We start from the raw sequence: 25,735 nt of genomic DNA on the forward strand, positions 1-25,735 counted from the left end.
CCGGCCTGATCCTGGGCGGTTCGATCAGCCAAACCAACTTCCTCGGTACGGGTAACAAGGTTTCCATCGGTTTGACCCGCTCGGAATACCAGACCAAGTACAACTTCGGCTTCACCAACCCGTACTTCACCGACGATGGCGTAAGCCTGGGCTACAACCTGTTCTACAGCAGCACCGACTACAGCGATTACTACGACGACGGGGTTTCCTACTACGCCATCAACAGCTATGGCGCGGGCGTCAGCCTGGGCTACCCGATCAGCGAAACATCGCGCCTGACCTACGGCCTCACCCTGCAACACGACGACATCTCACCCGGCACCTACAGCGCCGACGAGATCTATGACTTCATCCAGCGCGAGGGCGAAAGCTTCAACAACCTGAAGGCTTCGATCGGCTGGTCCGAGTCGACCTTGAACAAAGGCGTGCTGGCAACCCGAGGCCACTCTCAGAGCCTGACGCTGATGGCCACCACGCCCGGCAGCGATCTGTCGTTCTACAAGCTCGACTACAGCGGCCAGACCTATCTGCCGCTGAGCGACCGCACCACGCTGCGCCTGCATACCAGCCTGGGCTATGGCAATGGGTACGGTTCCACCGAAGGCCTGCCGTTCTATGAGAACTACACAGCCGGTGGCCAGGGCTCGGTGCGCGGCTTCAAGGATGGCTCGCTGGGCCCACGCAATACGCCGGCCACCGGTACTTACGCAAGTGCCGGCCAGGCCTATTATTCCGACCGCGACACCGATGCATTGGGCGGCAACATCCTCATAACCGGCGGCGCCGAGTACATCTTCCCGATGCCCTTCATCAAGGACCAGCGCCAGCTGCGCAGCTCGGTTTTCGTGGACGCTGGGAACGTGTTTTCCGACACCTGCTACCTGTCCACCACCCAGGGTTGCGGCAGCGCGAGCCTGGACCAACTGGCGGTGTCACTGGGCGTCGGGGTGACCTGGTACAGCCCCATGGGGCCGCTGACGTTCAGTCTTGCCACGCCGGTGAAGAAGCCGGAGAACGCCGAGACGCAGATATTCCAGTTCTCGTTGGGGCAGACCTTCTGACTTTGCCAGGAGCGGGGTGGTGCCCTGGGCACGAGTCTTACACGCTTTTACCCCGGCTTAACCCAAGTTGACAGTCCGTTTGCCTAAGCTGACTCCCCCTAGAACTCGCCTGGCAGGTATCCCTCCATGCTGCAACAACAATTACCCCACGCGTTGCTAGAGCAGGTGCAGCGACGCCTGGCCACGGTGCTCGGCCCAAGCTGCATCGTGACGCTGGCCAGCAGCCAAAACGACCAGGGCATGAGCCACTATCATCTGGCGATCCAGCACGAAGGTCATGGTGTGTCCGTGGAAGACAGCGGCATCATCAGCGCAGATTTCGCCGACCAGCTGCTTGCCAAGGTCGGCCAGGTAAGCGCCATGCTCGATTCAGAAACATTCAAGCGCATGGCCAGCGCTGATCCATCGCGCCCACTCGTATGGATCAGCGACCAGCCTGGAGCGTGTTCAGACGCCCCCTTCGGCCAGCACCTGAGCCCGGGTGATGACGTTACCGAAGTGATGCTTCCACAACTCGATGCCCATTTTCCCTGAGCGATCCAGGGAAGACCCCACGGTCAGGTCGGTGATCAACGTTGGCATGAGCCCCGCGTCGAACAGCGCGAAGCCGGCGGCAAGCACACACGTCTCGGTCTGCAACCCGCAGACCAATACCCGTTCCACGCCTAGCGCCCTGATGTACTCGATGGTCTCGGCAGTCTGCCTGTAACCATGCTTGATAAAGACCTTGTCGGCCTCCACCAGGCTCTCGTCTTCTGCTGCCGGGTGCCAGCCCAGTTGCCGCTCGAACGGCGTGACCTGTTCATCGTGCAACTGCACCGAGGCAATGGTCGGGATCATCGCAGACAGCGCACGCACACCATCGACCAGCCACTCGGGCGGGCTGAAGGTGGACTGTACGTCGATGATGAGTAAAACCTGCCGCATGGCTGTCTCCGGGGCGCTGGCAAAGGTACGGAGTATACCGTTGCTGGCGGCCGATGACGCCCTTGGACGAGCACACGGCGTTGCAACCCAGATGACTAAGTTACGGTTTTCCAGAACTTTTTTTTGATTACGGGTCTATGTGAACAGGCAGATGAACGTCGCTGGCTGCCCTTGGGTTTGCCCGCGACGCCATGGCCCAACGTCCCGATGTCCATCAGAGGTTGTCTTCGCTCATGAAATTCCAAGTTCCACGGATAGTGCTGCTGGGCCTGTTCGCGTTCGCGGCAATGGGCTCGGCCTGCGCAACACCGGCGAAAGCACCCGCGCCGCGCCTTGCCACCGAAGCCACCCCTGTTCAGGCGTACAACGAGGCCGCCAACAACCCTTGGCCGAGCCTGGCGAGCGTGACGGCCGCCCAACCCGCTGCGCTACTGGCCCATGATGACCGTTACCGGCGCGACGGCCACTGGCACGACCGCAGAGACGACTGGCGTCGTGACCAATGGCGCCGCGACCAGTGGCGCCGTGAGCAGGCGCGCCGTGAAGCCGAACGCCGCCGCGAGTGGCAGCGCCGCCATGAGCGGGCCATGCACCACCGCTACGAAGCCGATCACCACTACTATCGCCGCTGATTTTCGTTGCTATCGAGGCCTCAGGGCTATTCGCGCTGCGTGGCCCCAGCACTACGCCCTGAGGTTTCTCAACAGCCCAAGCCCCCAGTTTTCAACGGTGGCCGGTTCGATGCCGGCACGCGCTGCCAACTCTGACAGGTATCAGGCCAGCGCCCACATTCCCCCCATCATCGAGTGCCTCTATCAAGCCATCCAGTCTATCGATTTGACTGCGTCAAATTGCCTCAGATAACGTGCCCCGCTCCACGAAGTCGATCGAGTTTGTCTGTGTTGCCCTTCTGCTGAATACCTCGCTGACTGCCCTGCGCCCTCTGTTAACCCCCGACCGCGAACATGCCTCATGGCGTGACCGCCGTCCCTGCGTTCGAGTTACTGAAATGTCCGTCAATACCCCCTCCCGCATCACTGAGCTGGTCATCGAAGCCGGCACCCGCAAAGCCCACATGCCCGCCCGTGCCACGCTCATCCTGGGTTTTCTGGCCGGGGCCTTCATCTCAATGGGCTTTCTGCTGGACATCCATGTCAGCGCCATGATCCCTGCGCCCTGGGCCTCGTTGGGCAACTTGCTGGGCGCCGCGGTATTCCCGATCGGGCTGATCCTGGTCATCCTGGCCGGCGGCGAGTTGCTCACCGGCAACATGATGAGCCTGCCCCTGGCGATGTTCGCCCGGCGCATCCGCCTGGTGGACGTCGCGCGCAACTGGGGCCTGGTGACCGTGGCAAACCTGCTGGGCGCGCTGTTCGTGGCCTACTGCTTTGGCCACTTGCTTGGGCTCACTGAAGGTGCCTACCTGAGCAAGACGCTGGCCGCGGCAACCAGCAAGGCCAGCGCCGATTTCCTCCATGCCTTCGTTTCCGGCATCGGCTGCAACTGGCTGGTGTGCCTGGCTGTGTGGCTGGCCTACGCCAGCCGTGAGATGAGCGGCAAGGTGCTTGGTATCTGGTTCCCGATCATGGCCTTCGTCGCCATCGGCTTCCAGCACGTGGTAGCCAACATGTTCCTGATCCCGGCAGCGATCTTCGCCGGTTACCTGAGCTGGGGGCAGCTGGTGCACAACCTGGCGGCAGTCTTCCTTGGCAACGCAGTGGGTGGCGCGATCTTCGTGGGGTTGGCGTACTACCTGTCCTTCGGCGCCTCGGCAGAAGAACAAGCCGTCGCCCGTTGAGCCCGTTTGCCATGGATGGCTTAGCCTGCCGGCACGGCGCATGACCGCGAGCCCCAAATAAAACCTGAACGTTTGGCAAAACCCTCCAGTCGCAGGGAATAGACGCACTTGATTGCGCGAATGCATTCCTGACCGTGAGGTTTTCCCATGAGCACCAACTCCCAACAGGGTGTCGATGGGCATCCCATCAGCCTGACACTCAATGGCAAACGCACGTCGCTGCACGTCCAACCCTGGACCACCCTGCTCGATCTGCTGCGTGAGCAACTCGACCTGATCGGCAGCAAGAAAGGCTGTGACCATGGCCAGTGCGGCGCCTGCACGGTGCTGCGCGACGGCAAGCGGGTCAATGCCTGCCTGACCTTTGCCGTGATGTGCGACGGCGCCGACCTGGTCACGGTCGAGGGGCTGGCCCAAGGCGAGCAACTGCACCCCATGCAGCGCGCCTTCATTACCCATGACGCCTTCCAGTGCGGCTATTGCACACCCGGTCAGATCTGTTCTGCCGTCGGGCTGGCCCACGAAGGCCGCGCCGTCACCCGTGAAGACATCCGCGAACACATGAGCGGCAATCTCTGCCGCTGCGGCGCCTACAGCAATATCATCGCAGCGGTCGAAGAGGCATTACCGCTGATGCAGGCTGCCGCCGAGCCGCAGGGAGGGCCGAAGCCATGACCCCTTTCAGCTACCACAAGCCATCTTCGGTCAGCGAAGCGGTGAGCCTGGCGGACGGCGCCAGCCGTTTCATTGCCGGCGGCACCAACCTGGTCGATCTGATGAAGGAAAACGTGGTCCGCCCGGCGCGCCTGATCGACATCACTGCCCTGGACTTGAAAGGTATCGAGCCCACTGCGAACGGCGGGGTGCTGATCGGCGCATTGGTCAGCAACGCCGACCTGGCCTGGAATGCCTTGATCGAGCAGCACTACCCGTTGCTGTCCCAGGCGATCCTTGCCGGCGCATCGCCGCAGTTGCGCAACATGGCGACCACCGGGGGCAACTTGCTGCAGCGCACCCGCTGCTATTACTTCTATGACACCGGCACCCCCTGCAACAAACGTGAGCCGGGCAGCGGGTGCCCTGCACGGTCGGGCCTCAATCGCAGCCACGCTATCCTGGGCGCCAGCGATGCCTGCGTCGCCACCCACCCTTCGGACATGTGTGTGGCACTGGCAGCACTCGATGCGGTGGTCCACGTGCAAGGCCGGGCGGGCACGCGGCAGATACCCTTTGCCGACTTTCACCGTTTGCCGGGCGACACACCGCAACACGACAACCACCTCTCAGCCGATGAGCTGATCACCGCGATCGAGTTGCCGCCCCCTGAATTTGCGCAGCACGCCCGCTACCTGAAGATTCGTGACCGTGCCTCCTACGCATTTGCCCTGGTGTCCGTCGCTGCCGCACTGAAGCTTGATGGCGAAGTGATCCAGGACGTCCGAGTGGCCCTGGGAGGCGTGGCACACAAGCCTTGGCGAGACCGGGCCGTGGAAATGACCCTGCAAGGGCAAAGGGTTTCCGAGGCGCTCTTCGACCGCGCGGCCCAAGCGTGGCTACAAGCGGCTCAACCGCTGAGCCACAACGCATTCAAAGTGGAACTCGCCAAGCGCGCGATCGTCCGTGCGCTCAATGAAGCCGCCGATGGCACCAGCATTCAGAGGACAACGCCATGACCCAGACGACCAACGTGGTGGGCAAACCCCTGGACCGAGTGGATGGCGTGGCCAAGGTGACTGGCACAGCGCGGTATGCCGGTGAGCACCCCGAGCCGGGGCTGCTCCACGCCAGTGTGGTATCGAGCACCATCGCCCGCGGCCGGGTGCGCGCCATCGACACGACCCAGGCAATGCAGTTACCCGGGGTGGTCGCCGTGCTGCACCACGCCAATCGCCCACGCATTTCCAGCTATGACGACGATTACAGTGATGCCGACTCGGCCGAAGGCTCCCCGTTCCGGCCGCTGTTCAACGACCGTGTGCTGTACAGCGGGCAACCGCTGGCACTGGTGGTCGCCGAGAGCCTTGAACTGGCCCGCCATGCCGGCGCCCTGGTGCGCATCGACTACAGCGAAGAGCCGCACCAGACCGACCTGGGCGCGGTGCTCGACCAGACGCACCCGGCACCCGCAGAGACGCCAGAGCCCCGCGGTGATTTCGCTGGGTATTACGCTCAAGCCGCAGTGCGTATCGATGCCACCTACGACACGCCCATCGAGCATCACAACCCGATGGAGCCCCACGCGTCGACCGTTTTCTACAAAGCGGGAGACACCCTGGAAATTCATGACAAGACCCAGGGCACGCAGAACTGTCAGGACTACCTGCACAAGGTGTTCGGCCTGCCCAAACAGAACATCAGGGTGCTCGCCGCTTTTGTCGGCGGTGCCTTCGGCTCCGGGCTGCGGCCGCAATACCAGTTGCCGCTGGCCGTGATGGCAGCCCTGCACCTGAAACGTTCGGTGCGCCTTACCCTCACACGCCAACAGATGTTCACTTTCGGCTACCGCCCCCGTACCCAGCAACGGCTGCGCCTGGGCGCGGCGGCCGATGGCAAGCTGCTGGCGGTTGCCCACGACGCGCTCGGCCAGACCTCGCGCTTCGAAGACTTCACCGAACATCTGGTGGAATGGAGCGGCATGCTCTACCACTGCGACAACGTTGCGCTCAGTTATCGCCTTGCGCCGCTGGACGTCTACACCCCGCTGGACATGCGTGCGCCGGGTGCCGCGTCCGGCGTGCTGGCGTTGGAGTGCGCGATGGATGAGTTGGCACGTGCCGCGAACCTTGACCCCCTCGAACTGCGTCGCCGCAACTTCGCCAGCCACAATGGCAACGACGGCAAACCCTATTCCAGCAAAGAGCTGTTGGCCTGTTATGACCAGGGCGCCGCGCGCTTCGGCTGGGGCAAACGCACTTCAAAGCCACGCAGCATGCGCCGGGGCCAGCAGTTGATCGGCTGGGGCGTGGCGGGTGGGGTCTGGGAAGCGTTGCAGATGAAGGCCAGCGCCAGGGCGTGCTTCGACAGCCGCGGGCATTTGACCGTCAGTAGCGCTACCACCGACATAGGCACCGGCACCTATACCGTGATGACCCAGATTGCTGCGGACGCTGCCGGGGTCTTGCCACAGGATGTGACTTTCCTGCTGGGCGACTCCTCACTGCCAACCGCGCCGTTGCAGGGTGGTTCGTTCACGGTGTCTTCAGTGGGTTCGGCGGTGCAGCAGGCCTGCCAGACCCTGCGCACCAAGGTGTTGGAACTCGCACGGCAGAATTTCCCCGAAATAGCTGCAATACCGGTAGAGAATGTGGCCTTCGCGCAAGGCTACCTGCAAGCGGGGGAACACCGTATCGCCATCGCCAGCATCGCCGCAACGGCCAGGGACGGCGAGCTGCAGGTGCAGATCGACGCCGAGCCTGGTGCCGGACGCACGCCGTTCTCGACCGCTACCCATTCGGCCGTCTTCGTAGAGGTACAGGTGGACGAGGCCCTGGGTACGATCAAAGTCACCCGGGTGGTCAGCGCAGTGGCCGCCGGGCGGGTGGTCAACCCGAAAACCGCCCGTAGCCAGATCCTCGGGGGCGTGGTCTGGGGCTTGGGCATGGCGTTGCAGGAAGCGACCCAAACCGATCATCAGCTCGGGCGCATCCTCAACCACAACCTGGCCGAATACCACATCCCGGTGCACGCCGATATCGCTGATATCGAGGTGATGTTCGTTGACGAGGATGACGACATCGTCAATGAGCTTGGCTCCAAGGGGGTGGGCGAGATCGGTATCGTGGGGGTCGCGGCGGCGGTTGCCAATGCCGTTTACCATGCCACCGGCAAGCGCGTCAGAGCGTTTCCGATAACGCTGGACAAAGTGCTGTAGCAGCGGGCGGGGCTCAGGGGATCGGGCGCCGCCCAGGCGGCGCTCGATTCACGGGTATCAGTGCATTCCAGGCATAACGCCGGGCGCGCTTGGCCGTCAAAGTTTGAAGCGAACGTGGATGGTGCTTTTGCCTTTGTAGGCATCGATCGAGATCGCCGAGCTTCCATAGCCTGAGTAACTTCTGACAAGCCGCATTCCAAGGCCCGTCCCGCTCGGTTTGGGATAGGTAGCAGGAAAACCATCACCCTCGTCGGTCACCGTGATCAAGGCGTGGTCACCGGCATCGCGCACACTGACTTCGATGGTGCCTTTGCCGTATTTCAGGGCGTTGGTGATCAGTTCTGAAATGACCAGCCCCAGCGGTGCCATCCTTGCCGGCAGCAGGGTGAACGGGTCAGCGTCAAGGACGATCTTGCGGTCGGCCAGCGCCCTTCCCAGGTCACCGAGCAAGGCGCTGAGGTAGTCGCAGGCAAGTACCTCCTGGTCGGCCGTCTGATAGAGCCGTTCGTGCACGCTGGCAATGGTCAAGACCCGCCCCGCTGCCGTCTCCAGCTGCAGCTTTACCGCGGCATCCGGCGTCAGGTTCGCTTGCAACAGCAGCAGCGTATTGACTAGGTGCAGGCTGTTCTTGACGCGGTGATGGATTTCTTCGAGATGCAGGTCGGTCTTGTTGAGCCTGGAATTCTGAGAATCGATCAGCGACAGCAACTGAGCCTCGTAATAATGCCGTTCGGTGATGTCTCTGGATACGGCAATGATCTTTTCCAGCTGGCCATCGACGCCCAGGACCGGGGCGACCGTGACGTCCCACCATTTGAGCACTTGCTGGCCAGTAGGGCAGACCCCTTCGAAGCGGGTCGACTCGCCTCTGCCGACCTTTTCCAAAGCCTCCTGCACCGCCGGGCGCGAATCGTCAAGCCAAAGCTGCAACCATGGCTGGCCTTTGACCTGCGCCAGGTCGTCGATGTGCATCAACGCCAGCCCAGCCTCGTTCATGAACTCGATGTCACCGCTGCTGGACAGCACGTTCACACAGTCCGGGCTGGCGTTGAGCATGCTTTCCGAATAGGGGTCGACCAACTGAGCGTCAGCCCCTGCGGTCAGCCGCTCTACCGCCATGGAGATGACGTTGGAGATACCTTCAAGGAAGACCAGATCGCTTTCAATGAAGTCTTCACCATCGCTACTGTCCGCCTCAAGTACCCCAAAAGGCAGCAATGCGCCCCTGATAGGCACGTTGATGGCACGCTCGATACCGTACTTTTTCAGCAAATCCGGCGTTCTGAAGCGCTGTTCCTGGCCCAGATGATTGGAAATCACAGGCCGGTAGGTCTGGATGGCAAACCCGGCAGGGCTGGCCTCGTCGGCGCCCACGGTGGCGTGGCCGATATCGGCTTCATCCCACCCTACCCCATGCGTCAGCAGGAACCGGTCAGTATCGGGAATGGGCATGAGGATCTTGGCGAATCGGGTTTGCATGCCTTTTGCGACCAATGCGCAAGCCTGGTCCAGCAACTCATCCAGGTTGGTGGATTTAAGCGACATGACCGCGTACTCGACCACCAGCTCATGCTGCCTTTGCAGCCGGGCTTGGGATCTCCTGAGGGCGGCACGAATGGTCTCATCAGGGGGCAGCTGCTGCATCAATAGTCTTCCAGGGCGCTGAGAAATGCCGTTCTAAGGTTAGCCCCTGCAGAAGCGGCTGTAGGCTACATCGGATCTGGTGTACCACCGCTTATCGCTTTGGTGCAACTCCCAGCAGTGAATCTGATCATGCCAGCTGGATATAAATCGAGTAACTGCCCAGCAACAGCCAGAAACCGAGAAAGAGCCAAGGCGTACGCAGCGAAAAGAGCAGTGACTTACGGTGCCCTGCACGGGAGGTTTCCGCCTCGCAGAACAGCGGCGATTCATCGTAGGCCAAGCCCATCATGGGCTCACTGAGCAGCAGGTTGCTTTGCTTGACCTGCCAGTGATCGATGATGCGATACGCCGCGCGAATGCCTGGCCAGGCATTGAGCGTACTCATCACGCCCAGCAAAGCCAGAAAGGCAGGCACCAGGAGGGTGAACATCTCCCCCCAGCTCTGGTTGAGGTTGCCCATGGACGACACGAAAGCGATGACCAGGAATGACTGAGCGGCCAGATAGGCATCGGTGCGGTTGGCCAGGATGGTGGTTTCGTACTGGATTTCCCTGCGGTAGAAGTCCAGCCGCTCCTTCGGCGAACCAAACATCCTCGCATTGTGTGCATCGATCTCGTGTTCAGGGGTGGTAGGGGTGATGATTCGCGGCACGTGGCGACTCCTGGCACTGGCTGAGCCATACCCCGGATGGCGGTAGGCGCTTGAGCGGTAGAACCGGGTGGGCAATGAAAATTCAGTCACGATGCCGACCCAACCGCTCGTCGGTCTAATGCGCGATCGCGCTCAACAAACCCTTGGGGCATCTTTCGAACAGGTATGCGCTTTCCAACTGCAGGAGCTTGCACCATGCGTGACTACCCCACCCCTCCGTTTCCCTCACAACCGCAAAGCGTTCCGGGTTCACAGCGCAAGATGGAGCCCACCCCGGACTGCGGAGAGCACACCTACACCGGCAGCGGTCGGCTCACCGGCAAGATAGCGCTGATCACCGGCGCCGACAGCGGGATCGGCCGTGCAGTCGCCATCGCCTACGCCCGCGAAGGCGCGGACATTGCCCTCGCTTATCTCGATGAGCACGACGATGCGCAGGAAACCGCCCAATGGGTCCAGGCTGCTGGCCGGCGCTGCCTCCTGCTGCCTGGGGACCTGGCCCATAAACAGCACTGCTACGACATCGTTGACAAGACTGTGGAGCAGTTCGGTCGTATCGACATCCTGGTCAATAACGCCGCGTTTCAGATGGCGCACGAATGCCTCGATGAAATCGACGATGACGAATGGGTCATGACGTTCGACGTGAACATCACGGCCATATTCCGCATTTGCCAGCGGGCGCTCCCGTCGATGCCCAAAGGCAGCTCGATCATCAACACCAGTTCGGTCAATTCCGATGACCCGTCACCCCAGTTGCTGGCCTATGCCACTACCAAAGGTGCCATCGCCAACTTCACCGCCGGGCTGGCCCAGTTGCTGGGAGACAAAGGGGTGCGGGTCAACAGTGTGGCACCAGGCCCGATCTGGACCCCACTGATCCCTGCCACCATGCCCGATGAGGCGGTGAAGAACTTTGGGTCAGCCTATCCGATGGGCCGGCCGGGCCAACCGGTCGAGGTGGCCCCGGTTTACGTCCTGCTGGGCTCCGATGAGGCCAGCTACATCTCCGGCGCGCGCTATGCCGTGACTGGCGGCAAACCCATTCTTTGATCCCAAGGCCTTGATTCCCAAACCGCGATGAGGTGCAACATGAACGCTATCGATCTGCTGATCCAGGACCACAAGCTGGTTAAGAAGCTGCTGGACGAACTGTCTTCTACCACCGAACGCGCCGTGAAAAAGCGTGCCGAACTCCTGCACCGGATCGAACAGGAGTTGCAGATCCATACCGCACTGGAAGAAGAGATCCTTTACCCAGCCATCAAACAGGCCGGAGGCAAGGAAGAAGCGAAAATGTATTACGAGGCGAAAGAGGAACACCGCACCGTCGACGCGCTGGTGTTGCCCGACCTGCTGCACACCGAAACCGGCACGCTCGAATTCGCTGGCCGGGTCAAAGTGATGAAAGAGTTGCTCGAACACCATATCGAAGAAGAGGAAGACGAGTTGTTTCCCACTGCGAAAAAGCTGTTGAGCAAAGACCTGCTGGAGGAAATGGGCCAAGCCATGCAAGCGCATAAAAAGATGCTCAAGGGTGAGCAGCGCGCCGCGTGAAGCAAAAGCTGCAAAGCAGAAGGCCTGAAATGCGCTGGCAGATGCTGCGGGGCCTGTGGGCAGGGCTTTGAAACCCTACGCCTGCCCTCCCCTCAGCGTTTGCCGAGCATTTTTGCCAGCACGAACGTTGCCACCACGGCCAGCACGACTGCACCCGTAATGGACGGTACCGTACCCAACGGCTCGATCGAGCTTTTCACCGCCAGGTAGAAGCCCAGCACCCCTACAGCGCCGATGGCATTGCCACGCACGATCGCCCCCAGTTCCTGATGGCCGCCCTGAACATGGGCGAACACCGCCAGCGGCCAGGCGATCACCGGGATGGGTGCCAGCAGGCCGCTGGCTACCGGCCCCAGCCATTGGGCACTGGCAGTGATCGCCAGCAACAGCAGGGTTGCCGTGAGCATGCGCATGGGAATCACCCAGCGCGGCAATGGCACAACCTTGGCGACGCCGGTCTGCGTGTTGTTCGAGCTGAGGATGATGATCAGCGTAAGCAGGACCAACGTCACGCCGACGGACAATGCCACCCCACCCAAGCGGCTCATCACAAAGGCGGTGCAAGCGTAAACCGCCAGGGCCGTGATGCAACCGGTGAAGGCGGACACACGCCGTGTCACCAGGAAGTAGAACAGATAGGTTGCTTGTACCGCAGCCACCCCTGCCAATGCGCCAGGCACCGCCTGCAAGGCAAAACCCGGGCCCTGTTCAAGGCTGAGGAACAACATGACCAATGCCGAGGTGACTGGCAACCCGGAGAGCAGCCCGCCGATCTGCGTGCCCCAGCGCCTGGCCGCCAGCGAGATGGCCAGCATGAGGGTCGGGGTGATCAGGAACTTGAGGTAGAAGGCAGTCATTGAGGGCAGCGTCGGTTTCAAAAGACAAGGGTGGGCTCATCGTGCCTGCAAGGCAGCAGACAAGCGCCCAATGCTAATGGAACCGCAGCAGCTTTACTCCGATTTTTAGCGTCCGCTGAAGAAGTAGAACGTCGCAAGGCCTGCTGCAGTCATCAACAAAGAACCCGTGACATGCACAGCGATGGAGCCCAGGGCCCATGAAATACGCCCCTCCTGAATAAGCGACACGACCTCTGCGGAAAAGGTCGAGAACGTGGTCAAGCCGCCACAAAACCCAGTGATCAGCAGCAGGCGCCATTCGGGGCTGAGCGACGGCGATGCAGAGAAGAAGGCGATGGACAAGCCAATGATGTAGCCACCAATGAGGTTGGCCAGCAGCGTACCGGGCGGTACGGCGGGGAAAAGTGCATTGAGCTTGACGCCCAGCCCCCAGCGTAACCAGGCACCGACCATGGCACCGACGCCAATGGCCAATAGCGACTTCAACATACGGCATCACGCTCCGGGCAAAGAGTTGGCGGGCACTCGGTAGCGGCTTCAGCTGCCAGCTTCAACCGATCGGCCTTGCAAATGTATTTAGGCTTGCTGCGCGGTGCCAGTTTGGCGGCGGCTTTTTTCTGGTGTGCTTGCAGCAACTGTTTGATTTTCTTGCGACGGTTCATGGTGCCACTCGGTACAAAGGGTTGATCAGGCAGGCAACATCTTAAGGGATGTATCCAGGCCCTGGGCGCTCGGGTGAATCACTCGTTGCCCTGGCGCTTGGCGTTTTTCTTGACGATGGCCTTCATCCGCGTCGCAGCGCGCTGCACGGTGGCCATCTTCTCCGGGCGTTTCATGCCCCGCCACTTGCGGATTTCATCACGTGTTCGGCCACAGCTTACGCACAGTTCGCTGTTGAGCTGGCAAAGCGAGACGCAAGGGTTATCGATGTCTTTGGCCATGGGCTGCTCCGGTCATGGCCGCGGATGATAACGTAAGGCGGCCAGATGCGGTGAAACCGGAGCGTCCCAGTGGCCCTCAAGCCGCCGCGGCCGGGCTGGTGTCGCTGCTGACCTCGAACTGCCCGACCAGCTTCTGCAGCTTGCTGGCATTGGCCTTCACCGTCTCGGCGCTGCTTTGCAGGACCACCGCCGTCTGGCGCATTTCGCTGGAAGACTGGTTGACCTGCTCAATGGTCTTGCCATAAGCCAGGCTGCGCTGGTTGAGCTGCTGGATGATCAGGAACATGCTCTCTACCGCCTGGTGCAGCTGGACGTTCTCCGATGAAGCGTCCTCGGCCAGGCGCAGGCTGTCATCGACGTTCTGTACGCCCTGCTCCATGAAGCTGACGGCTTGCCCGGTTTCGCTCTGCAGCCCGGTGACCATGTGCCGGATGTCGTCGGCCGCGCGCGCCGTGCGCGCCGCCAGGCTGCGCACTTCATCGGCCACCACCGCGAAACCTCGGCCATGCTCGCCCGCGCGGGCGGCCTCGATGGCGGCATTGAGGGCCAGCAGGTTGGTCTGGTTGGTGATGTCGCTGATCAGCCCGCTGATGTTGCTGATCTGCGCCATCCGGCTGTCGAGCAGTTGCACACTGGAAGACGAGCGCGCTACCACATCCCGAATCGACTGGGTGCCCGCCTGCACCGCCAGGTACTGCTCGCGGGCACGGCTGACCACCTCGTCCATGGCCTGCTTCATCTGCTCTGCGCTGACCGAGGCCTGCTGCAGCTCGCCCAGTTGCTCCTCCATGATGATCATCATCTGGTGCACCGCCTCGGCCACCTCGGTGGAGGTGACGCTCGCTTCGTGGCTGCGGCCCAGCATCATCTGGTTGGTGGCGCCCACCGTGCGGCTGGCCTTGACCACCTGGCCTACCACCGAGTCCAAGCGGTCGATGAAACTGTTGATCCAGCGCGCCATGTCGCCACTTTCGTCATTGGCCATGGTCGTGGTGTCCAGCCGTTGGCGCAGGTTGCCCTCACCCTCGGCGATGGTACGCAGCACATCGGTCATGCCATTGAACCTGGCAGCCAGCCGCCTTGGCCCCACTGCACTGAACAGCAGCGTGGCAGCCAGCATGGCCAGCGCCAGCAACGCATCGGCGATGCCTCGCCCGAAGCCCGCGTAGTGTTGCACCAGAAAGTTGCAACCAAACACGCCCGCCATGATGGCGATGTAGGGCTTCATCAACCCGTAGCTGAGCGAGCGGCGCCGATAGACTTCCTCCAGATCGGCTTCGCACATCATGCCCCACCGGTCCGGCGACCCCGGCAACTGGAATGTGACGCCTTTGCCCACCACGGGCACATGGCGATAGTCCGAATAGCCAGGGTAAGTCACGAACAGGTTGGCGCCCTGGCGGATGGTTTCCCGAACACCGGGATGAAGCTCGCCGGTGGCAGGGTCGGTAAACCGCAGTTCGAGCTCGGTGTGGCGCTGGACCTGAACGGTGCTCCACCGCGTATGCACGCCACTCTTGAGGTTTTCCCCGTGGGTGAAGGTGCCATCCTCGAAACGTGAGCGCGACAGGGCGGTGCCCGGTGCGATAGCAGGGTCGAAATGCGATTGCGCCATGAACAGGTAATTGTCACCGGACTCGGCATAGATATGCCCGGCTTCGCGCTGGATCAGGTCGCCCACCACATCGTTGGGCACCCGGCCGCAGAGGCAACCGTAAACCTTCCCTTGGGCTTTGAGCGGTTGGTAGAACATCAACGTGACTTCATCGTGAAACCGCGATGAAGAAGGGCCGATCTGCAAGGTCAGCGGATCGACATACGGGCCGTGCAGGAACGGCGCTTTCAGCCCTTGGGCCAACGCGCCACGCTGTGCGATGGGTTGGCCATTGCTTCGTTGCGCCCAACTCGACAGCACAACCCTGCCATCGGTATCGACGACGAAGAGTTCCGAGAAGTCGTTCGCCTGGGCGAGCTTGTCCAGCAAAGCAGTGCGGTCGGCGTGAGCCACTGACGAGGCAAGGTTCTCAGCGAGTTCGGCCAGGTGCTCCCACTGTTCTCGCGCCCAGCTTTGCAGCAATTGCATGCGCGTCTGGGCCATGGCTTCGAAAGTCTGTTCGATGACCGGATACATCGCTCGGTTGAGCCCGCATGACCAGCCCATGCTGAGCTTGCCGGTTTTTCCGAACCACGGCAGCCAACGCTGCTCACCCGATGACAACTGCATGGAACCACTTGAAAGCGACATTATCTTCACCATACGCGACACCACAATGGCAAAGTGACAGCAAGCACTGCGCCAACTCGTATGCAAGCTAATGATTAGGTAGGTAGCCATGCCCTCTGTACGCCAATTTTGCACCAATGCCGGGCAAAAATCGGCACATGCGCCAATAGGGGTCGGTGTTTACTGCCACCTTTTCCGCGAGAGCACCGAATGTGATTCAACGCCAGTATTGGGTGTCATCGACAATCTGTTCATGCCCCGCAAACAGCGCCGGCAGCTGCTCCTTGAGATAGTCGATCCAGGTCCGCACCTTGGCATCCAGGTAGTGCCGCGAAGGGTACATGGCATACAGCGCACACTCGCGCAGACGGTAAGGCGCCAGCAGCCGCCGCAAGCGCCCCTGCTCGATCGCCTGGCTGGCGGTGTAGAACGGCAATAGCCCGATGCCCATGCCCAGTTCACTGGCCACCAGCATCGCGTCGGCGACGTTGGTCATGAAGCCGTCGCGCGGCGATATCATGCAATGGTCCAACCCCTCCGGGAATACCCAGTCGCCTTCATACATCGGGTACGCCATACGCAGGCACCGGTGCTCATGCAGGTCTTCGGGCCGCTCGGGAACGCCATGGGCATCCAGGTAACTGGGCGCGGCGCAGGGGATACTGAACACGGTGCCCAGCGGCACAGCGATCAGCTGCGAGTCGGGCAGCGCCTCGTTCAGGGTGATCACCACATCGTGGCCTTCGACCAGCGGGTCGGGGTTGCGCTGGGACAGGGTCAGCTCCACCACCACCTCCGGGCATAGGGCGTTGTAACCGGCCACCAGCGGCATCAGCAACAGGCCAAGGCCGTGCGGGCAATGCAGGCGCAGCCTGCCACGGGGGGTCAGGTGCGCGCCACGCGCTTCGCCCACCGCCTCCTCGGTCAACAGCATGATCTGCCGCGAGCGTTCCAGAAACCGCTCGCCGGCCTCACTCATGCGCAGGCGCCGGGTGGTGCGGTGCAGCAGGCGGGTCTGCAGCTGGTTTTCCAGCTCCGCGACGATCCGCGACACCTGGGCGGCAGAAATGTCCAGGGCGTTGGCCGCGGCGGCGAAGCTGCCGCACTCCACTACCCGGGTGAAGGTACGCATGGCGTGCAGCATGTCCATGGGGCTGGTCTCCTTGGTTCGTGCTTATTCGTACACTAAAGGCAGGAATCTATCACGATTTAGCCCATTTATTGTGCACAGCAAAACAATACATCATTGGTTAAACATTGATGAAGGAGCTTTCCATGAACATCAAACGCTCGATCGCGTTGCTTGCCTTCTCTGCCGCCTTTGCCTCGTTCGGTGCCTTGGCCGCCCCGGCCGCCGCCCAACCGGTCGCCAGCGACAGCGCCAACTACGAATACGGCATGCCGCTGGATGTCGCCAAAGTCGTCTCGATCTCCCCGGCCAGCAACATTGCCGATTGCCAGGTGGGCACCGCGCACATGGTCTACGTCGACCATCAGGGCCAGACCCACGAGGTCAACTACCGGGAAATGGGTAACTGCTCGCAGCAATGAATCAGGCCAGCACCTGGGTGATCCAGCCAACCTGCCTGGCAAAGTCCTGCAGCTTGTGTTGCGCGATCGCATCCCGGGCGCGTTCGAAGTTGGCCAGGGTCTGCTGCTTCTGACGCAGCATGCGTTGCCACTTGGTGACGAACGCTGGGCTTTTCTCACGCATCAGCACCGGCCCGAAATACAACTCTTCGGCACTGTAGACCACCGCTGCTCCCGGCTCGGCAACGATGATCTCGTAATCGAAGCGGTTTTCACGCAACACCTCTTCGCAGACGATCCGATACCCGTTGGCCATCAGCCAGGCCCGTAGCTCGCGCTCACCGCCGTTGGGCTGCAGGATCAAACGCTCGCCGCCGCTCAGGCGTGCCTTGCCCCGCTCCAGGATTTCGCACAGGGTGTCGCCACCCATGCCGCAGATACTGACCACCGAGATGCGGTCCTGCGCCTGGATCGCCTCCAGGCCATCGGCCAGGCGAATGGTGATGCGTTGCTCAAGGCCGTTGCGGCGCACATTGCGCTGGGCCGACGCATAAGGCGTTTGCGCCACTTCCCCGGCCACGGCCGCTTCGATCGTGCCACGCAGCGCCAGGGCCACCGGCAGGTAGCCGTGGTCCGAGCCGATATCGGCCAGGCGCGCGCCTTTCGGCACATGCGCCGCCACGCGCTCCAGGCGCATGGACAATGTCTGTTCGTTCAACTCAAGCCCCTTGCTCAACAATCGGCGCGATTCTGACCGCCGTGGCGCGGTATTACAATGCGCGTGGGCCAAGCGGCGCCCTGTGGCTCGACCCCTGCGCCGTGCTCGCGTAGGCTTGCGGCTTTCCTTCCGTCGCAAGGCAAACACTTCATGACCGACATCATCTTCACCCCCGACTCCGATGCCGAATCCATTTCTTCCGACGTCGCCGAGTTCAACGGCGTGCTGGTCACCACCCAGATTCCTGCTGATCTGGACGGCGATATCGTGCAGCAGAGCGAAAGCACCCTGCAGGCCCTCAAAGAGGCCCTGGAAAAGGCCGGCAGCGGCATGGACCGGGTCATGCACCTGACCATCTACCTCACCGACATGGCCGACCGCGCCGCTTTCAACGAGGTGTACCAGCGGTTCTTCAGCAAGCCGTGGCCGGTGCGTGCTGCCGTGGGCGTGGCGGCGCTGGCGTACCCGCAAATGCGTGTGGAAGTGACCGCCATGGCCGCCAAGGGCTGACACAGCCGGTACCACCGCCAGGGGCTGCAAAGCGGCCCCAACCCAAGCAGCACGCAGTACCGGCCAAGCACCTCCGGGCAGGCAGAGCATGCCACTGGCCCATTTCCCCGCTACAATGCCGCCCTACCGTGACAGCCCGAACCTATAACGACATGTCCCTTCCAAAGAATCACCTGGAACTGCTCAGCCCTGCCCGTGACGTGGCCATCGCCCGTGAAGCGATCCTGCACGGCGCTGACGCCATCTACATCGGTGGCCCGAGCTTTGGCGCGCGCCACAACGCCTGCAACGAAGTCGGCGAAATCGCCGATCTGGTGGCGTTCGCCCGGCGTTACCACGCCCGCGTGTTCACCACCATCAATACCATCCTGCACGACAACGAGCTGGAACCGGCGCGCAAGCTTATCCATCAGCTGTACGATGCCGGCGTCGATGCACTGATCGTGCAGGACCTGGGGGTGATGGAACTGGACATCCCGCCGATCGAGCTGCATGCCAGCACCCAGACCGACATCCGCACCCTGGAGCGGGCCAAGTTCCTCGACCAGGCCGGCTTCTCCCAGCTGGTACTGGCCCGTGAACTGAACCTGCAGCAGATCCGCGCCATCGCCGCCGAGACCGATGCAGCCATCGAGTTCTTCATTCACGGCGCGCTGTGCGTGGCCTTCTCCGGCCAGTGCAACATTTCCCACGCCCAGACCGGCCGCAGCGCCAACCGTGGCGACTGCTCGCAGGCCTGCCGCCTGCCGTACACCCTCAAGGACGACCAGGGCCGCGTGGTGGCGTTCGAGAAGCACCTGCTGTCGATGAAGGACAACAACCAGACCGCCAACCTGCGCGACCTGGTCGATGCCGGGGTGCGCTCGTTCAAGATCGAGGGCCGCTACAAGGACATGGGCTATGTGAAGAACATCACCGCCCACTACCGCAAAGAGCTCGACGCCATTCTCGAAGATCGCCCGGACCTGGCCCGTGCCTCCAGCGGCCGCACCGAGCACTTCTTCGTCCCCGATCCTGACAAGACCTTCCATCGCGGCAGCACCGACTACTTCGTCACCGACCGCAAGGTGGATATCGGCGCTTTCGACTCACCCACTTTCACCGGCCTGCCGGTAGGTGTGGTGGAAAAAGTCGGCAAGCGCGACCTGCAGGTGGTCACCGAAGTACCGCTGACCAACGGCGATGGCCTCAACGTGCTGGTCAAGCGTGAAGTGGTGGGGTTCCGAGCCAACATCGCTGAGCCGCGTGGCGAGTTCGAAGAAGACGGCCACAAGCGCTACCGCTACCGGGTCGAACCCAACGAGATGCCTGAAGGCCTGCATAAGTTGCGGCCCAATCACCCGCTGTCGCGCAACCTGGACCACAACTGGCAGCAGGCCCTGCAGCGCACCTCGGCCGAGCGCCGTGTCGGTGTGGAGTGGCACGCCGTGCTCACCGAGCAGCGCCTGATGCTGGGTGTTTGCAGTGAGGAAGGCGTCAATGTGCAGGTCGCTCTGGATGGCCCGTTCGGCGTAGCCAACAAGCCCCAGCAGGCCCTGGACCAGTTGCACGACCTGCTCGGCCAGTTGGGTACCACGATGTACCACGCCAACGCCATCGTGCTGGACGCACCGCAGGCTTACTTCATCCCCAACTCGCAGCTCAAGGCCCTGCGCCGCGAAGCCATCGAGGCGCTGACCGAAGCGCGCATCAAGGCCCACCCGCGTGGCGGGCGCAAGGCCGAGACCACGCCGCCGCCGGTTTACCCGGAGTCGCACCTGTCGTTCCTGGCCAACGTGTACAACCAAAAGGCCCGCGACTTCTACCACCGCCACGGCGTGCAATTGATCGATGCGGCGTACGAAGCGCACGAGGAGCATGGTGAGGTGCCGGTGATGATCACCAAGCACTGCCTGCGTTTCTCGTTCAACCTGTGCCCCAAACAAGCCAAGGGTGTGACCGGCGTGCGCACCAAGGTGGCGCCGATGCAGCTGATCCAGGGTGATGAAGTGCTGACCCTGAAGTTCGACTGCAAGCCATGCGAAATGCATGTGGTTGGCAAGATGAAGAGCCACATCATCGACCTGCCGACACCCGGCAGTGCCGTGGCACAGGTCGTCGGGCACATCAGCCCGGAAGACCTGCTCAAGACCATCCCCCGGGCACCGCACTGAGGGTGGGCCTGTAAAGGCCCATCGCCGGCAAGCCGGCTCCCACCGCGACCGCGCAGTTCTTCAGGCCTGCGCTTCACCTGTGCAAGCAACGGTCTTGCCCAATTTCCAAAAGCCGGCGCAATTCAGGTGGGAGCCGGGCTTGCCGGCGATGGGCCGCACAGCGGACCCAGATGCTCGCGGGTCCCGTCGAGCGCGCTGGGGCTATTACTGCTCCGCTCGGGGGGGCTGCTGCGCAGCCCATCGCCGGCAAGCCGGCTCCCACCACGACCGCGCGGTTCTTCAGGCCTGCGCTTTACCGGTGCAAGCAACGGTCTTGCCCAATTTCCAAAAGCCGGCGCAATCCAGGTGGGAGCCGGCTTGCCGGCGATGGCTCGCAACGCGAGCCCTCCTCGGAACCTTACAAAATCCCCAGGCCCCGCGCCGTCCGGTCCACGGCAATGCGCGTCTTGTCCACCAGCTCATCGAGCTCGCCATGCGTGGCCACCAGCGCCGGCGCCATGATCATCCGCCCCAGCGTCGAACGAATGATCACACCTTCCTCGAACCCGTAGGTGCGGCACTGCCAGGCCAGGTCATTCTCATTGGCGTAACGCTTGCGGCTGCCCTTGTCCTCGGCGAACTGCAACGCCGCCACCAACCCCGCGCCCTGCACCTGGCCAATCAAGGGATGGTTGGCAAATACCTCACGCAGGATGCGCTGCAGGTATGGGCCAGTATCGTCCTTGACCTGGCGCACGATGCCTTCGTCGCGCAGCGCCTTGAGGTTGGCGATGGCCACTGCGGCCGCCACCGGGTGGCCGGAATACGTCAGGCCGTGGGCAAATACTCCGCCCCGCTCCACCAGCGCCTCGGCGATACGCTTGCTCAGCACCAGGCCACCCATGGGCACATAACCCGACGTCAGGCCTTTGGCGATGGACAACGTGTCAGGCTCGAAACCGAAGTACTCATGGGCGAACCATTCACCGGTACGGCCAAAGCCACCAATCACCTCGTCCGCGCACAGCAACACATCGTACTGGCGGCAGATACGCTGGATTTCCGGCCAGTAGCTTTCCGGCGGGAAGATCATCCCGCCCGCGCCCTGGAACGGCTCGGCGATGAAACCGGCAACGTTCTCTGCACCCAGTTCAAGGATCTTTTCCTCCAGTTGCAAAGCACAACGACGACCGAACTCGGCCGGGCTCAGCTCGCCGCCTTCGGCGTACCAGTACGGCTCATCGATGTGCGCCACATCCGGAATAAGCCCACCCATTTCATGCATGAACTTCATGCCACCCAACGCTGTGGCGGCCAGGGTCGAGCCGTGGTAGCCGTTCCAGCGGCCGATCATGACCTTCTTGTTCGGTTGCCCGACCACCTGCCAGTAACGGCGCACGGTGCGGATCAGCACCTCGTTGGCCTCGGAGCCGGAGTTGGTGTAGATCGCGTGGCTGTAGTGCCCGGGCAGCAGGCTGAACAACAGTTCGGACAGCTCGATCACCGCCGGGTGGGTGGTGTGGAAGAACATGTTGTAGTACGCCAGCTGGTCCATCTGCGCGGCGGCGGCGGCAACCAGGTCCTTGCGGCCGTAGCCCAGCTGCGTGCACCACAGGCCAGACATGCCGTCCAGGTAGCGCCTGCCGTCGTTGTCCCACAGGTACAGGCGTTCGCCGCGGGTGATCACCCGCGGGCCTTCGGCGTTGAGCGCCTTCTGGTCAAGGAAGGCGTGGATGTGGTGGGCCGCGTCACTGGCCTGGTAGTCGCGGGTGTCGCGTTGCGGCTGGAAGGGGGCGTTCATTGTTGTTCTCCGTGAGTGAGGGTCAGCGCAGCTGGAACCAGGTGGTCTTGAGCTGGGTGTACTTGTCGAAGGCGTGCAGCGACAGGTCGCGGCCAAAGCCCGACTGGCGGCCACCACCAAAGGGCACCGCCACATCGAGGGCATCGACCGTGTTGACCGAGACAGTGCCCGCCTTCAACTGCCGGGCCACGCGGTGGGCGCGGTTGAGGTCGTCGCTCCACAGCGAGGCGGCCAGGCCGTAAACGCTGTCGTTGGCCAGGCGTACGGCCTGCGCTTCGTCGTCAAAGGCGGTGATCGCCAGCACGGGGCCGAATACTTCTTCGCGGGCCAGGGCCGAATCCGGACGCACGTCGGCGAACACCGTCGGCGCGATGAAGTTGTTCGAGCCGTTGAAGCTCAGCCGCTGGCCACCGCACAACAGGCGGGCGCCGTCGCCCTGGGCCTGCTCGATGGCCGCCATGACGCGTGCGCTCTGCGCGTCGTCGACGATGGCGCCGGCACGGCTGGCCGGGTCCAGGGGATCACCGGGCAGCCACTGGCGGGCCTTGGCCAGCAGGCGCTCGACGAATTCGTCGTGGACCGAGCGCTGCACATAAAGGCGCGAATTGGCAGAGCACACCTCGCCCTGGTTGAAGAAGATGCCGAAGGCCGCTTTCTCCGCTGCCAGGTCCAGGTCCTGGCAGTCGTCGAACACCAGGTTCGGGCTCTTGCCACCACACTCCAGCCACACCTGCTTGAGGTTTGATTGCGCCGAGTACTGCATGAAGTACTTGCCCACCTGGGTGGACCCGGTGAACACCAGGCAATCCACATCCGGGTGCAGGCCAAGGGCACGGCCAGCGCTTTCACCCAGGCCCGGCACCACGTTCAGCACCCCTTCGGGCACCCCTGCCTCCAGCGCCAGCTCGGCCAGGCGCAGGGCAGAGAACGGCGACTGCTCGGCGGGCTTGAGCACCACACTGTTGCCGGCGGCCAGTGCCGGGGCGACCTTCCAGGCAGCCATGTCCAGCGGGAAATTCCATGGCACCACGGCGCCGACCACACCCAGCGCTTCACGCGTGACCGTGGCCAGGGCATTGCCAGCCGTTGGCGCGACCTGGTCGTAGACCTTGTCCAGCGCCTCACCGTACCAGGCGAATACGTTGGCCGCGCCTGGGACGTCGATGGTGTAGGCGTCCATCACGGGCTTGCCCATGTTCAGCGAGTCGAGCAGCGCCAGCTCCTCGCGGTGGGCCATCATCAGTTCAGCCAGGCGCAGCAACACGCCCTTGCGCGCCGCAGGTGCCATGCGCGCCCAGGGGCCTTGCTCGAAGGCGCGCCGCGCGGCACGCACTGCCTGGTCGATTTCGGCATCGCCGCACGCGGCGACCTGGGCCAGCAACTGCCGGTTGGCCGGGTTGATCGCATCGAAGGTCTCCCCGGGCTGCGGGGCCAGCGGGCGGCCGTCGATCAGCGCCGTGGTGATGAAGCTTTGCCGTGCAGCGCGCTGCTGCCAATCGCTTTTCGTATGCACGCAGGTCTCCCTTTCGGCCGCGCGTGCGGCCGGTTGCAGGTGTTGTAGAGGTGGGTGGACGTGGCGCCGTCAGCGCCTTCGCAGGTAGCTTTCCAGCGGGTCCTTGCTCAGGCCTTCCTGAGCCTGGGCCAGCGAATCGATGAACAGCGAAAACAGCTCGGACTGCTTGGCGATGTCCAGCTTGGTGTAGAGATTCTTGCGGTGGGTCTTGACCGTGTCTTCACTGATGCCCAGGCGCTCGGCCAGCGAGCGTGTCGAGTGGCCGCGCAGCAGGTACTGGGCGATACGGCACTCGCGCTCCGTGAGCAGTGAAGAGCCGAAGTTGTTCAGCGCGGCGTTGATCTGCCGGCCCAGGGCACTTTCGAAGCGCCCGCCCACGGCGTCGACATCCAGGTGGCTCCACTGGCGACGCACCACGGCCACCACCCAGGGCGCCACACACTTGAGGTCACTGACCTGCTGACGGTCCAAGCGGCGGGTACTGGCCAGGGCCACGGCGATGGTCAGGTGTTCATCCAGAGGGACGATGAAGTTCAGTTCGTCCTCAAGGTGTGCGTGCTGGTAGAACGACAGGTAGTACTCGCTGCGCTTGAAATGGTCCGGGGCAACGTCGCTGAGGCGAAAGCAGCCGGCCGCCACACCGTCCATGCAGGCACGGTAGAACGGGCACAGCAGGTAGTAGCCTTCCAGGTAGCGCTGCACGTTGCCTTCCGGCAGCCATGGGCCCTCCTCGTCCTTGACGAACAGCGCCGAGGGCAGGCCCTTGCGTGGGTAAAGAAACACTGTGATGGCCTGGCACGGCGCCAGCAACTTGAGCGCGGCGAACAACGCCTCGACGAAACCCGGCGTGCCTTGGGCGTCGATGACACGGCCCATCTGCGCATACCAGTCGGGCGATTTCAGCCGGTCTTTGCTCATTGTCGTTGTCCCATGCCGGGGTGGTCATGGTTGGGATTCTTGCATGGGATGCCGGGGCCGGCCATCACCCTTCGGGGTGAGGTTGTGGCATGCTCTGCAGCTCTTTCATTTCAGGGCCTGAACATGCTGATCGACGAAGAACTGACCCTGAAAAAGCTCGAGACCTTCCTCGCGTTCATGCGCAGCGGCAACCTCGGCCGCGCCGCCGCCGAGCTGTCCACCAGCGCGGTCAGCGTGCACCGGGCCATTCATTCGCTGGAAAGCGCCCTGCGCTGCCCGCTGTTCAAACACGAAGGTCGTCAGCTGATTCCGCTCGAAAGCGCCTATGTGCTGGAGAAGAAGGCCCGCCAGTTGATCCAGGACGCTGAGCAGATGGTGCGCCAGACCCGCGAGGCGGCCGGCTTCTACGCCGAACGCTTCCGCCTCGGGGCGCTGTACTCGCTGACCGTCAAGACCGTGCCCAAACTGGTGATGGGCCTGAAGCTGCGGCGCAGTGCGCTGAACATCGACCTGACCCTGGGCTCGAACGTCGACCTGCTGCAGCGGCTGAAAAATCATGAACTCGAAGCGGTGCTGGTGTCGCTGGATGAAAGCGTGGCCGACCCTGCCTGCGAGCAGTTGCCGCTGTTCTCCGACGATATCTACCTCGCCGTGCCCACCGATTCGCCGTTTGCCGAGCAGCAGGAAGTGGACCTGGCGGACCTGGCCGAGTCCACCTTCATCACCCTGACCCAAGGCTTTGCCACCCACCGTGATGGCGCACGGGTGTTCCAGCAGGCCGGGTTCGAGCCGAAGGTGGCGATGCAGGTGAACGACATCTTCACCCTCCTGAGCATGGTCAGTTCGGGGGTGGGCTTTGCGCTGTTGCCCGGGCGCATTGCCGCGGTGTACGAAAACCGTGTGAAGCTGATTGCGCTGCAGCCGCGTTACCGGCTGCAGCAGCATATCGGTGTGGTGTTCCTCAAGGCCCGGGAGCGCGAGCCCAACCTGCTGGCACTGCTGGCGGAGTGCCGAATGTACAGCCGGGAAAACTGAGCGCCGCGCACCGCGGCGGTTCGGCAGAACCACCACGGCAAGGCTC

26 protein-coding genes are annotated in these 25,735 nt (G+C 62.7%); 13 read left to right on the forward strand and 13 right to left on the reverse strand.

Translation table 11 applies throughout. From position 1 onward, the window contains the following. Both bamA and ACIPZC_RS09255 read left to right on the forward strand, forming a co-directional pair. On the forward strand, positions 1-1,061 hold a 1,061-nt coding region (bamA, locus tag ACIPZC_RS09250; protein ID WP_400626374.1), incomplete at its 5' end, for an outer membrane protein assembly factor BamA. A 126-nt stretch (positions 1,062-1,187) separates the two neighbouring features. Continuing rightward, a complete protein-coding gene (locus ACIPZC_RS09255) occupies positions 1,188-1,595 on the forward strand; it encodes a hypothetical protein (RefSeq protein WP_400626376.1) in 408 nt (135 codons plus the stop codon). On the opposite strand, the gene ACIPZC_RS09260 is transcribed toward ACIPZC_RS09255, so the two are convergent. After that, positions 1,509-1,988 carry an isochorismatase family protein gene (locus ACIPZC_RS09260; protein WP_267816294.1) on the reverse strand — a complete coding sequence of 160 codons (480 nt, stop codon included), beginning with the start codon at positions 1,986-1,988 and terminating at the stop codon, positions 1,509-1,511. The two genes, ACIPZC_RS09255 and ACIPZC_RS09260, sit on opposite strands and share 87 nt — an antisense overlap. A gap of 233 nt (positions 1,989-2,221) precedes the next feature. On the opposite strand from ACIPZC_RS09260, the gene ACIPZC_RS09265 reads away from it, so the two are divergent. From ACIPZC_RS09265 to ACIPZC_RS09285, 5 genes are all read left to right on the forward strand, one after another. Then, positions 2,222-2,620, forward strand: a complete 399-nt coding sequence (locus ACIPZC_RS09265) for a hypothetical protein (protein ID WP_400626378.1) — start codon at positions 2,222-2,224, stop codon at positions 2,618-2,620. A 377-nt stretch (positions 2,621-2,997) separates the two neighbouring features. Continuing rightward, positions 2,998-3,786, forward strand: coding sequence for a formate/nitrite transporter family protein (locus ACIPZC_RS09270; RefSeq protein ID WP_241803599.1), 789 nt, complete (start codon positions 2,998-3,000; stop codon positions 3,784-3,786). Positions 3,787-3,933: 147 nt separating this feature from the next. Beyond that, positions 3,934-4,461 (forward strand): (2Fe-2S)-binding protein, encoded by a 528-nt coding sequence (locus tag ACIPZC_RS09275; RefSeq protein WP_400626380.1) that lies wholly within the window; start codon positions 3,934-3,936, stop codon positions 4,459-4,461. Further along, entirely contained in the window at positions 4,458-5,459 is a 1,002-nt protein-coding gene (locus ACIPZC_RS09280; RefSeq protein ID WP_400626382.1) for an FAD binding domain-containing protein, read from the forward strand. Before ACIPZC_RS09275 ends, ACIPZC_RS09280 begins: the two co-directional genes overlap by 4 nt. Then, positions 5,456-7,657 (forward strand): xanthine dehydrogenase family protein molybdopterin-binding subunit, encoded by a 2,202-nt coding sequence (locus ACIPZC_RS09285; protein ID WP_400626384.1) that lies wholly within the window; start codon positions 5,456-5,458, stop codon positions 7,655-7,657. Before ACIPZC_RS09280 ends, ACIPZC_RS09285 begins: the two co-directional genes overlap by 4 nt. Positions 7,658-7,753: 96 nt before the next feature. Here ACIPZC_RS09285 and ACIPZC_RS09290 read toward each other — a convergent pair whose 3' ends face one another. Continuing rightward, complete coding sequence (locus tag ACIPZC_RS09290) at positions 7,754-9,301, reverse strand: sensor histidine kinase (protein ID WP_400626386.1); 1,548 nt, start codon at positions 9,299-9,301, stop codon at positions 7,754-7,756. Positions 9,302-9,428: 127 nt separating this feature from the next. Then, positions 9,429-9,953 (reverse strand): hypothetical protein, encoded by a 525-nt coding sequence (locus ACIPZC_RS09295; protein ID WP_241803604.1) that lies wholly within the window; start codon positions 9,951-9,953, stop codon positions 9,429-9,431. A 195-nt stretch (positions 9,954-10,148) separates the two neighbouring features. Between ACIPZC_RS09295 and ACIPZC_RS09300 the strand changes: the two genes are divergently transcribed. Together ACIPZC_RS09300 and ACIPZC_RS09305 are read left to right on the forward strand one after the other, a co-directional pair. Beyond that, positions 10,149-11,006 carry an SDR family oxidoreductase gene (locus tag ACIPZC_RS09300; protein ID WP_400626388.1) on the forward strand — a complete coding sequence of 286 codons (858 nt, stop codon included), beginning with the start codon at positions 10,149-10,151 and terminating at the stop codon, positions 11,004-11,006. 39 nt (positions 11,007-11,045) lie between these two features. After that, a complete protein-coding gene (locus tag ACIPZC_RS09305; RefSeq protein WP_241803606.1) occupies positions 11,046-11,510 on the forward strand; it encodes a hemerythrin domain-containing protein in 465 nt (154 codons plus the stop codon). A gap of 92 nt (positions 11,511-11,602) precedes the next feature. On the opposite strand, the gene ACIPZC_RS09310 is transcribed toward ACIPZC_RS09305, so the two are convergent. From ACIPZC_RS09310 to ACIPZC_RS09335, 6 genes are all read right to left on the reverse strand, one after another. Further along, a complete protein-coding gene (locus ACIPZC_RS09310) occupies positions 11,603-12,367 on the reverse strand; it encodes a hypothetical protein (RefSeq protein ID WP_400626390.1) in 765 nt (254 codons plus the stop codon). 105 nt (positions 12,368-12,472) lie between these two features. After that, a complete protein-coding gene (crcB, locus tag ACIPZC_RS09315; RefSeq protein WP_267816315.1) occupies positions 12,473-12,856 on the reverse strand; it encodes a fluoride efflux transporter CrcB in 384 nt (127 codons plus the stop codon). Further along, the gene (locus tag ACIPZC_RS09320) at positions 12,850-13,029 is read right to left on the reverse strand and encodes a DUF2986 domain-containing protein (RefSeq protein WP_241803609.1); all 180 of its coding nucleotides are present in this window, start codon (positions 13,027-13,029) and stop codon (positions 12,850-12,852) included. Before ACIPZC_RS09320 ends, crcB begins: the two co-directional genes overlap by 7 nt. A 78-nt stretch (positions 13,030-13,107) precedes the next feature. Further along, positions 13,108-13,308 (reverse strand): DUF1289 domain-containing protein, encoded by a 201-nt coding sequence (locus ACIPZC_RS09325; protein WP_241803610.1) that lies wholly within the window; start codon positions 13,306-13,308, stop codon positions 13,108-13,110. A gap of 76 nt (positions 13,309-13,384) precedes the next feature. Beyond that, positions 13,385-15,643 (reverse strand): methyl-accepting chemotaxis protein, encoded by a 2,259-nt coding sequence (locus tag ACIPZC_RS09330; RefSeq protein ID WP_400626393.1) that lies wholly within the window; start codon positions 15,641-15,643, stop codon positions 13,385-13,387. 106 nt (positions 15,644-15,749) lie between these two features. Further along, positions 15,750-16,682 carry a LysR family transcriptional regulator gene (locus tag ACIPZC_RS09335; protein ID WP_400626395.1) on the reverse strand — a complete coding sequence of 311 codons (933 nt, stop codon included), beginning with the start codon at positions 16,680-16,682 and terminating at the stop codon, positions 15,750-15,752. A gap of 131 nt (positions 16,683-16,813) precedes the next feature. Here ACIPZC_RS09335 and ACIPZC_RS09340 point away from each other — a divergent pair, with 131 nt between their 5' ends. Further along, the gene (locus tag ACIPZC_RS09340; RefSeq protein WP_400626858.1) at positions 16,814-17,083 is read left to right on the forward strand and encodes a DUF2790 domain-containing protein; all 270 of its coding nucleotides are present in this window, start codon (positions 16,814-16,816) and stop codon (positions 17,081-17,083) included. Position 17,084: 1 nt separating this feature from the next. Here ACIPZC_RS09340 and ACIPZC_RS09345 read toward each other — a convergent pair whose 3' ends face one another. Beyond that, positions 17,085-17,780, reverse strand: coding sequence for a tRNA (adenine(22)-N(1))-methyltransferase (locus ACIPZC_RS09345; RefSeq protein ID WP_400626397.1), 696 nt, complete (start codon positions 17,778-17,780; stop codon positions 17,085-17,087). Between the two features lie 150 nt (positions 17,781-17,930). On the opposite strand from ACIPZC_RS09345, the gene ACIPZC_RS09350 reads away from it, so the two are divergent. Together ACIPZC_RS09350 and ACIPZC_RS09355 are read left to right on the forward strand one after the other, a co-directional pair. Beyond that, positions 17,931-18,290 carry a RidA family protein gene (locus ACIPZC_RS09350; RefSeq protein WP_241803614.1) on the forward strand — a complete coding sequence of 120 codons (360 nt, stop codon included), beginning with the start codon at positions 17,931-17,933 and terminating at the stop codon, positions 18,288-18,290. A gap of 152 nt (positions 18,291-18,442) precedes the next feature. Further along, entirely contained in the window at positions 18,443-20,443 is a 2,001-nt protein-coding gene (locus ACIPZC_RS09355) for a U32 family peptidase (protein WP_400626399.1), read from the forward strand. Positions 20,444-20,840: 397 nt separating this feature from the next. Here the strand turns inward: ACIPZC_RS09355 and ACIPZC_RS09360 are convergent, their stop codons facing one another. The 3 genes from ACIPZC_RS09360 to ACIPZC_RS09370 all read right to left on the reverse strand — a co-directional run bounded on the left by ACIPZC_RS09360 (position 20,841) and on the right by ACIPZC_RS09370 (position 24,654). After that, positions 20,841-22,223, reverse strand: a complete 1,383-nt coding sequence (locus ACIPZC_RS09360; RefSeq protein ID WP_400626401.1) for an aspartate aminotransferase family protein — start codon at positions 22,221-22,223, stop codon at positions 20,841-20,843. A gap of 22 nt (positions 22,224-22,245) precedes the next feature. After that, the gene (locus ACIPZC_RS09365; RefSeq protein WP_400626403.1) at positions 22,246-23,736 is read right to left on the reverse strand and encodes an aldehyde dehydrogenase; all 1,491 of its coding nucleotides are present in this window, start codon (positions 23,734-23,736) and stop codon (positions 22,246-22,248) included. 69 nt (positions 23,737-23,805) lie between these two features. After that, positions 23,806-24,654 carry a helix-turn-helix transcriptional regulator gene (locus ACIPZC_RS09370; RefSeq protein ID WP_241803618.1) on the reverse strand — a complete coding sequence of 283 codons (849 nt, stop codon included), beginning with the start codon at positions 24,652-24,654 and terminating at the stop codon, positions 23,806-23,808. A 123-nt stretch (positions 24,655-24,777) separates the two neighbouring features. On the opposite strand from ACIPZC_RS09370, the gene ACIPZC_RS09375 reads away from it, so the two are divergent. Then, positions 24,778-25,689, forward strand: a complete 912-nt coding sequence (locus tag ACIPZC_RS09375) for a LysR substrate-binding domain-containing protein (protein WP_241803619.1) — start codon at positions 24,778-24,780, stop codon at positions 25,687-25,689. Positions 25,690-25,735: the final 46 nt, after the last annotated feature.

The sequence above is a fragment of the Pseudomonas sp. NPDC089743 genome (assembly GCF_044748785.1).
In the GTDB taxonomy this organism is placed as follows: domain Bacteria; phylum Pseudomonadota; class Gammaproteobacteria; order Pseudomonadales; family Pseudomonadaceae; genus Aquipseudomonas; species Aquipseudomonas putida_X.

What these genes read in the sequence shown, in the direction of transcription:
- ACIPZC_RS09335 (WP_400626395.1), bottom strand. Translation starts at nt 16,682, where the DNA reads ATGGACATGCTGCACGCCATGCGTACCTTCACCCGGGTAGTGGAGTGC.
- ACIPZC_RS09360 (WP_400626401.1), bottom strand. Translation starts at nt 22,223, where the DNA reads ATGAACGCCCCCTTCCAGCCGCAACGCGACACCCGCGACTACCAGGCC.
- ACIPZC_RS09330 (WP_400626393.1), bottom strand. Translation starts at nt 15,643, where the DNA reads ATGGCTACCTACCTAATCATTAGCTTGCATACGAGTTGGCGCAGTGCT.
- ACIPZC_RS09355 (WP_400626399.1), top strand. Translation starts at nt 18,443, where the DNA reads ATGTCCCTTCCAAAGAATCACCTGGAACTGCTCAGCCCTGCCCGTGAC.
- crcB (WP_267816315.1), bottom strand. Translation starts at nt 12,856, where the DNA reads ATGTTGAAGTCGCTATTGGCCATTGGCGTCGGTGCCATGGTCGGTGCC.
- ACIPZC_RS09270 (WP_241803599.1), top strand. Translation starts at nt 2,998, where the DNA reads ATGTCCGTCAATACCCCCTCCCGCATCACTGAGCTGGTCATCGAAGCC.
- ACIPZC_RS09310 (WP_400626390.1), bottom strand. Translation starts at nt 12,367, where the DNA reads ATGACTGCCTTCTACCTCAAGTTCCTGATCACCCCGACCCTCATGCTG.
- ACIPZC_RS09300 (WP_400626388.1), top strand. Translation starts at nt 10,149, where the DNA reads ATGCGTGACTACCCCACCCCTCCGTTTCCCTCACAACCGCAAAGCGTT.
- ACIPZC_RS09285 (WP_400626384.1), top strand. Translation starts at nt 5,456, where the DNA reads ATGACCCAGACGACCAACGTGGTGGGCAAACCCCTGGACCGAGTGGAT.
- ACIPZC_RS09320 (WP_241803609.1), bottom strand. Translation starts at nt 13,029, where the DNA reads ATGAACCGTCGCAAGAAAATCAAACAGTTGCTGCAAGCACACCAGAAA.
- ACIPZC_RS09280 (WP_400626382.1), top strand. Translation starts at nt 4,458, where the DNA reads ATGACCCCTTTCAGCTACCACAAGCCATCTTCGGTCAGCGAAGCGGTG.
- ACIPZC_RS09290 (WP_400626386.1), bottom strand. Translation starts at nt 9,301, where the DNA reads ATGCAGCAGCTGCCCCCTGATGAGACCATTCGTGCCGCCCTCAGGAGA.
- ACIPZC_RS09265 (WP_400626378.1), top strand. Translation starts at nt 2,222, where the DNA reads ATGAAATTCCAAGTTCCACGGATAGTGCTGCTGGGCCTGTTCGCGTTC.
- ACIPZC_RS09325 (WP_241803610.1), bottom strand. Translation starts at nt 13,308, where the DNA reads ATGGCCAAAGACATCGATAACCCTTGCGTCTCGCTTTGCCAGCTCAAC.
- ACIPZC_RS09255 (WP_400626376.1), top strand. Translation starts at nt 1,188, where the DNA reads ATGCTGCAACAACAATTACCCCACGCGTTGCTAGAGCAGGTGCAGCGA.
- ACIPZC_RS09375 (WP_241803619.1), top strand. Translation starts at nt 24,778, where the DNA reads ATGCTGATCGACGAAGAACTGACCCTGAAAAAGCTCGAGACCTTCCTC.
- ACIPZC_RS09305 (WP_241803606.1), top strand. Translation starts at nt 11,046, where the DNA reads ATGAACGCTATCGATCTGCTGATCCAGGACCACAAGCTGGTTAAGAAG.
- ACIPZC_RS09350 (WP_241803614.1), top strand. Translation starts at nt 17,931, where the DNA reads ATGACCGACATCATCTTCACCCCCGACTCCGATGCCGAATCCATTTCT.
- ACIPZC_RS09275 (WP_400626380.1), top strand. Translation starts at nt 3,934, where the DNA reads ATGAGCACCAACTCCCAACAGGGTGTCGATGGGCATCCCATCAGCCTG.
- ACIPZC_RS09370 (WP_241803618.1), bottom strand. Translation starts at nt 24,654, where the DNA reads ATGAGCAAAGACCGGCTGAAATCGCCCGACTGGTATGCGCAGATGGGC.
- ACIPZC_RS09260 (WP_267816294.1), bottom strand. Translation starts at nt 1,988, where the DNA reads ATGCGGCAGGTTTTACTCATCATCGACGTACAGTCCACCTTCAGCCCG.